The organism is Photobacterium sagamiensis, from assembly GCF_050337085.1.
Classification (GTDB): domain Bacteria; phylum Pseudomonadota; class Gammaproteobacteria; order Enterobacterales; family Vibrionaceae; genus Photobacterium; species Photobacterium sagamiensis.
Genome location: NZ_JAKJSP010000033.1, coordinates 75,011 through 81,010, shown reverse-complemented (window position 1 = coordinate 81,010; position 6,000 = coordinate 75,011). Strand labels below are relative to the sequence as shown.

The window sequence follows — 6,000 nt, the reverse complement described above, 5'->3', positions numbered from 1 at the left end:
GAATGTATACCGAACGACAGGTATAAAAAATGCCGGCCATAGCCAGCATTGTTTCAGAAGATAAGTCTTCTAATTATAAAGCAACTACGTTCGCTGCTTGAGGGCCTTTTTGGCCTTGCTCTAGGTCAAAAGAAACTTTTTGGCCTTCAGCTAGTGTCTTAAAACCTTCAGAAGCGATAGCTCGGAAATGAACGAATACGTCAGCACCGCCGTTATCCTGAGTGATAAAACCAAAACCTTTATCTTCGTTGAACCATTTAACGATACCAGTTACTTTTGACATGAGCCTCACCTAAATTTTCAATAAAAGAATTCGCAATGATTTGTATGTGCGAATCAACGTGCATATTAAAGATGAACTCAGGGTTATACCAATTAAAAATGTCTGAAAATACCTTATCGTCACAAAAARAATAGAAACGTAGGCTTAGCCAAGYACGACCTTTGACATTCTGCTTRTTAGCGCAAATGTTCATTACATTAAATAGGTCATTTTTTRTCCACAAAATCGGTGGATAACCAACGCCAGGTCAGACCTTACAGGTGACCARAATCATAACCCTGTAACGTAAAAAGGCCGCCAATGGCGGCCTCTCTTATATAGACTCCTTTACTCTGGGTAAGTCTGAGAATAAAAACTGTAGCAGTATAGACTCCTTYACTCTGGGTAAGCCTGAGAATAAAAATAGTAGAAGAATTTATATAAAGAACTATTTAAAAATAGTCTGAATTAAATATAGCCAATTTCACTTACARTGCTGTTAAGAATATTGGATATGCTACATTCATCACACAAATAAACTCTCTGTTGAGGCTTGTTGCAAATAATCAGATAAGGCTGATTTAATCAGTAGTTTGTGAGAGAAATAGAAATCCAGTGTCTCGCCTTGTTTATTGATGGCACGGTAAAGGTAGTGCCATTTCTCCTCCACTTTGACGTAGGTTTCATCGATCTGCCACGAAGAGTCTGTCCGGATGAATTAATGGCGACGTAACTTCTTGCGTAATGCCGGGGCATACTCAATGAACCAACGATTAACCGAAATCCTCCGCTCAGTCAGCATGTCGCTGAGATTTGCGTAACTCATCGGTGTCGAACCATACCACCGAAGGCACCAAAGAATGATTTCAGGAGAAAAGTGTTTCCATTTGAATTCGGAATTGGTCATCGAGTTGCTGGATTGGATGGGCAAGCTCATGCTATGGATGGGGGTATGTTGCCTGTTAATAAATACTCTTGTGATAAGTACGCCTTTTCGGATGAACCGGTTTTTTGATACGGTTAGGCGACTCGGTAGCTATTGGGCATTCCGAGGTGAGTAAAGCGATTTTAAACAGAACAACCGAGTAACATTTCCTTTGACTGATATGACACGAGATTGCCAGGGAGAGGGTGTCTATATCATTCGTTAGGCAAGAGTTTCCAGAGACAACTAGCTTTGCGATATTTTTCCTAATGTCAAAGGAGACAAATAGGTAAATCACTCGAACAAAGTTTTGTCCCTTCTTGAGTTAGTGGTATTAAGTATCAAGTTGGTACAATGAACTTTGATAACTTATCGTAGGTCATCAGGATTCGGGGAAACTCGCTCTGCTTGCCACTTATATAGGGTAGTATGCCGTCAGTACAATGTATTTGTGTACAACTCTTTTATCCCCACTGCGTTTCAGTGGGTGATGAAGCTGTAATTGCCCTTCAGTGAAAGAATAACGTTCAGAGATACTCTTAGGCAGTGTACGCGGTGTGTCGAGCAAACGAATGCCATCAAGACGGTAGTCATCCAGATTTTCTGGTACTTGACCCAGCCACCATGCGGGAATTTCTTTACTGGCTTTACTACGGTCGAACCAATGGTCGGCGACAAGTAATAAGTGATTACTTTTATTGGGTTCGTACTTTTTCATTACGGTGTCGATTGTCTCAACAAGTGCTTCTCGGCGGGCGAGGTTGGCACTTAACAGATGATGAGCAATGATCCAAATTGTAAAGTCGTCAGAGCTGATGCTGAATATTGGTTGTGGCAAATCATTGTCATCGTCACTCTGTTGCAACTCAACATTGAGCCCTGCCTGCTGGAAGGTCGCAAGTATCCGGCGGCAAAGTGCTTTACCCAAATGGTTTTCGCGCATACCGCGGTTATGCACTGTTGGATAATGTTGCTCGCACAATTGTAAGCAGTCATCCTGAAATTGTTGAATGCTGACAGCAAGTAGATCACTGACCAAGAATAGCTAACCCCAAAAAAGCAACGACATAACTCAAAGCGCTTATTAAACAGATAGTTATATCGATCATATTGTCCAGACCAGTATAACCCGAATATTATCGTGGATAATTCGGTATCGTAACAGAAAAAAAGCGATTGTCTTGCATCAATTCAATGAATTACAGGTGATTCGAGCAATTAGTAGCTAGAAGCGTGAGCGAGATAATAAACTCGGCTGAATTGATACTAGTACCTTGACTCATTAATTATGATTGATTGAACAGATTAGTTTTTTATCTATGAAGCCAAACCGTCGTCATCCTTGCTCTTTGTCATCTATTGAAGCGCTTAATGTTGATCTTTTCATTATCGATTGGATTTACAGTAGCGATTATCGGGGATCCACAGTCCACTGAACCTTCCGTGCATGATGGATCCCTGATAACCGCCAGGTGAGTTTTGAGAAAGCCTGCAAGTTCAGTGTTTGGCGGTTTCTGGGATGACGGATTTTGACTGTTTTAATCAATCATCTTCACTGTGTTTAGGTACTAGTCAGATATAACTTGTTAGTGGCGATGAGACTCTAAGTGAGAAGGTGTCGTCGGAAGCCAGCGTTTAAACGTTTTCCAGCGGCAAGCGAGTAATATGGCAGCTACGATCAAATATAGCCCCGGTTCAATGACGTCCGATTTCACCGACCAGTAATAATGGATAGGTGATAAGATCAATGCCAGGTAGACCCAATTATGAAGCTTTTGCCATTGGCGCCCCAGGCGCCTTTGCATGCCTTGGGTTGAGGTCGCCGCTAATGCGCCGAGAATAATCCAGCTGGTTGCGCCTAATGTGAGGTACGGGCGAGAGATGATTTCGCTACCGAGTAATTGCCAATCTAAGCCCAGATCCAGGATCAGATAGCCAGCCAGGTGTAAAACCGCCCAAAAGAAACTGTAAAGCCCCACCAGCCGACGTATTTTGACCAATGCTCCTTGTTTGAAATATCGTGCGACAGGAGAGATCAGTAAAGTAACCATCAAGGTGTTCAGTGCCGCCTTACCGGTGAAGTGGCTGATCCCTTCAATGGGATCAGCGCCTAAATTCCCCGTTAAGGTTTGCCCGACCAACAGCAGTAGGAAACCCAGTGACACCGTATGAATGAACACTTTTAGCCAGAATATCTGTCGCGGGGCAATTTTCATCAGAACTGTTTCCTTAAATCCATGCCTTTATATAAATGGGCAACATCTTTCTCATAGCCGTTGAAGCCTAAGCTGGGCTGGCGACGACTGCTGAACAGATTGCCTTCACCAATAAAACGCTCACTGGCCTGACTCCAGCGAGGGTGATCGACCTTAGGGTTAACGTTGGCATAGAAGCCGTATTCATGTGGTGCCAGGCGATTCCAGGTTGTTGGTGGCTCTTTATCTGTCAACGTGATGCGTACAATAGATTTGATACTTTTAAACCCGTATTTCCATGGCACAACCAATCGAAGTGGGGCACCATTCTGAGGCGCGAGAGTTCGTCCGTACAAACCTACAGAGATTAACGCTAGCGGGTGCATCGCTTCATCTAAACGCAGCCCTTCTACATAAGGATAATCGATTCCCCCGCCAATACGACGCGATGCTTGCCCTGGCATCTGCTTAGGATCATACAAGGTTTCAAACGCGACATATTTGGCATTGCTTTTGGGATCTGCAAGTTTGATCAAATCAGCCAGTGAAAAGCCAATCCACGGGATGTTCATTGACCATGCTTCAACGCAGCGTAAACGATAGATACGCTCTTCAAGAGGGAATTTCTTAAAGATATCGTCGTAGCCTAAAGTGATTGGTTTGTTGACTAAACCATCTATTTTTACTGACCAGGGATCCGTTTTAAAATTCGCAGCCCGAACTGCGGGATCAGATTTATCAGTACCAAATTCATAAAAGTTATTGTACTGAAGGATTTTACTCTCAGGGGTCAGAGATAAATCCGGGTGGTATCTTGATGACTGTGGTGCGGTTAAAGAGCGACGTAAATCTGTAACGCTATCGGTCTTTTTGTTACCGGAGAACAGATCAAACACACCCGCCTGGGCGTTAGTTGCAATAGGCATTCCCACTAAGGCGATACCTAACTTTTTCAATATATCCCGACGGTGTTGGTAGACAGACTCCGGGGTCACTTCGTTTTCATTTAATGTCCAGCGGCTAGGCTTTCTAATGAGCATAATTTTCCTCTACCTGTTCCGTGCCGTTTCGCTATGTTGTCGTGTTGTTAAATGCCGATTAATGACAGCTATAAGGGCAGTGTAGTTGAACTTCACTTTCAGATATGACCTGTAAAGTTGCAAAATAATTTCAAACAGCAACATTTATTTCTATGAATTCAAAAATAAAGCAGGTACTTTCCTTGTCGAAAAAAGGACATAGTCCCATGAGTAAATTAAAACGCCAGAGATATGCTGGTTAGGACCGTTTAGGGATCAGGAATGATTAAAAAAGTAGTATTAGTGTCATCGCTGTTGTTGCTACCTTCATACACATCGGCGATGACGACGCCACTAAGCACGGGTATTTTTCTGGGCTCGCCAACGTCAGGCATTACCGTTAAGTTCCAGGATGATTTCAAGTTTGCTGTCGGTTTAGATACATTCAGCGTTTCTGCAGATGCTATGTGGAACCTGGGCCGGTTATCAGGACGTATAGAAAATTCACCGTTGTACTCTTTCGTTGGCATACAGTGGGTTGATGATAGTGAACAGCAGTGGGGACCTCGCGTTGGTCTGGGATTAGAGATCCCATATCGCACATTCCACCTTTATGCTGAAGCGGGAACAACATGGTATCTTGAAAAGGACTCTGGCTTCGAGGTAGAAGGCGCATTTGGTGTGCGTTTCAACTTGTAATACCAATTCGTATTATTGACAACGTAACGCGGCATATACCGCGTTATTGTGTCTGGCGATATTACTGGATTAGCTAATAGATATGGAAAATATCAGTTATGAATCAATTCCATGCTAACTTGGAACTGCAACATATCTATCTGGAAGTGTACGCTGAGCGCTTTCATTACTTGCGTCACTTTCTTGAAGCTTATTACTGTTATCAGCATGATCTGGTAACAAATCAGGGGAAAGCCGATTGGGAAGCGATTTTCGGTCATGGCCCCCGATCACTTGCTGCCAGTAACGTGAGCAATCGCAAGCGGCTGGTTCGAGATATGCTGCTGCCATTATCCGTCATTACCGGGATGCTAAAAACTCTGGTACGAGATGATGAAGCCAGTATAGAGCAGATACAATGCATGTTAGATCAGCATCTACATTACGTCATCATTACCCGCGAAGAACATCTGGCTTTGAAAAAGGCGGGTCTGTCAGAACGTATGCCTGCCGTATTTTATCAGCAAGACACGGATGAATATCAGGATCCTTACTCGCGGTTTAATTCTGTCGATATCTGTTTTAACTAAGTCAGAAACACGGTTAGCACTGGATCCCGGATATCTCGTGCCTCGATTCCGGGATGACAGGTTCAGGCGCTTCAACTATTCATTAATTCTTTATCGATGAAGCCAAACAGTCGTCATCCCAGAAACCGCCAGACAGTAGACTTACAGACTTGCTCAAGACTTAGCTGGCGGTTATCAGGGATCCATGTGCGGTGAAATTTGAAGGGCTTATATACCAACCAGGTTCTTCATTGCGTTAAGGTACTAGTCTTAATCACTACCGTTGTCAGCTATCCATATCCAGCGGTGTAAAACCTCTCATTTCTGGGTACTCGGTGAATCTGCACTCCAT

At 43.4% G+C, this 6,000-nt stretch carries 6 protein-coding genes and 1 pseudogene; 2 read left to right on the top strand and 5 right to left on the bottom strand.

What is annotated here, in order from left to right; all coding sequences use genetic code 11:
- Window positions 1-73: 73 nt before the first annotated feature.
- The 5 genes and pseudogenes from cspE to msrP form a co-directional block, all read right to left on the bottom strand.
- The gene (cspE, locus tag L4D76_RS16700) at window positions 74-283 is read right to left on the bottom strand and encodes a transcription antiterminator/RNA stability regulator CspE (protein ID WP_428442033.1); all 210 of its coding nucleotides are present in this window, start codon (window positions 281-283) and stop codon (window positions 74-76) included.
- A 505-nt stretch (window positions 284-788) separates the two neighbouring features.
- A pseudogene (locus L4D76_RS16695) lies at window positions 789-1,169 on the bottom strand (DDE-type integrase/transposase/recombinase).
- 433 nt (window positions 1,170-1,602) lie between these two features.
- The gene (locus tag L4D76_RS16690; protein WP_428442032.1) at window positions 1,603-2,226 is read right to left on the bottom strand and encodes a hypothetical protein; all 624 of its coding nucleotides are present in this window, start codon (window positions 2,224-2,226) and stop codon (window positions 1,603-1,605) included.
- A gap of 547 nt (window positions 2,227-2,773) precedes the next feature.
- The gene (gene msrQ / locus L4D76_RS16685; RefSeq protein ID WP_428442031.1) at window positions 2,774-3,403 is read right to left on the bottom strand and encodes a protein-methionine-sulfoxide reductase heme-binding subunit MsrQ; all 630 of its coding nucleotides are present in this window, start codon (window positions 3,401-3,403) and stop codon (window positions 2,774-2,776) included.
- Window positions 3,403-4,422, bottom strand: a complete 1,020-nt coding sequence (msrP, locus tag L4D76_RS16680; protein WP_428442030.1) for a protein-methionine-sulfoxide reductase catalytic subunit MsrP — start codon at window positions 4,420-4,422, stop codon at window positions 3,403-3,405. The genes msrQ and msrP overlap by 1 nt, the downstream gene beginning before the upstream one ends.
- A gap of 261 nt (window positions 4,423-4,683) precedes the next feature.
- On the opposite strand from msrP, the gene L4D76_RS16675 reads away from it, so the two are divergent.
- Together L4D76_RS16675 and L4D76_RS16670 are read left to right on the top strand one after the other, a co-directional pair.
- Entirely contained in the window at window positions 4,684-5,100 is a 417-nt protein-coding gene (locus L4D76_RS16675) for a hypothetical protein (protein WP_428442029.1), read from the top strand.
- A 98-nt stretch (window positions 5,101-5,198) separates the two neighbouring features.
- Window positions 5,199-5,669, top strand: a complete 471-nt coding sequence (locus tag L4D76_RS16670; protein WP_428442028.1) for a hypothetical protein — start codon at window positions 5,199-5,201, stop codon at window positions 5,667-5,669.
- Window positions 5,670-6,000 lie beyond the last annotated feature (331 nt).